Genomic DNA, 757 nt, shown 5'->3' with positions numbered 1-757 from the left:
ACAGTGAAATGAATATAGGGTTTACTGCCATTATCGCCGATGATGAGCCGTTATTGCGGCATCATCTCGACAAAAGCCTCGCGGAAGTGTGGCCGGAGTTGGACATCGTTGCCAAGGTAGCTGATGGCGAACAAGCCTTGCTCGCCATTGAGCAAAGCCAACCTGATATTGCCTTTCTCGATATTCGTATGCCCGTGTTAGATGGCATGAGTTTGGCGCAAAAACTCAATCGTTTGGCCAACCCGCCTTTGATCGTGTTTGTTACTGCTTATGATGACTATGCCATTAAAGCGTTTGAGCAAAACGCGGCAGATTACCTGCTCAAACCCATTTCCGATGCTCGTTTGCAAACGACCTGTGAACGAGTCAAAGCTCGACTCAACCAACGAGGAAGCGACAACAGCCATGTTCAGATGAATAGTTTGTTGGAACAACTGCAACAGTTGTCTGCGCCTCAAACACCGCAATACTTACAGTGGATTAAAGCCACGCAAGGTGACGATATTCATCTCATCGCGACGTCTGATGTGCTGTATTTCAAAGCGGAAGAAAAATACGTTTCGGTGTATGCGCAGCAAGGGCAGGGGGAAGTGCAAGAATATTTGATCCGCACATCGCTCAAAGAGTTGATTGGGCAGCTAAACCCAGAGCAGTTTTGGCAAGTGCATCGCTCAAGCGTGGTGCAAGTGTCTAAAATCATTAAAGTAAACAAAGACTTTGCAGGAAGGATGTTTGTTTATGTTGGTGAAACTAAGCT

General features: G+C 46.6%; 1 protein-coding gene. It reads left to right on the top strand.

Annotated elements, in window-relative coordinates; all coding sequences use genetic code 11:
- Positions 1 to 8 precede the first annotated feature (8 nt).
- A partial coding sequence (locus R8N49_RS26710; RefSeq protein WP_318190396.1) for a response regulator transcription factor occupies positions 9 to 757 on the top strand: 749 nt, incomplete at its 3' end.

Source organism: Vibrio sp. 1978 (assembly GCF_033344345.1).
Note: the sequence above shows the minus strand (reverse complement) of the source record. Positions and strands in the feature narration are given on the sequence as shown.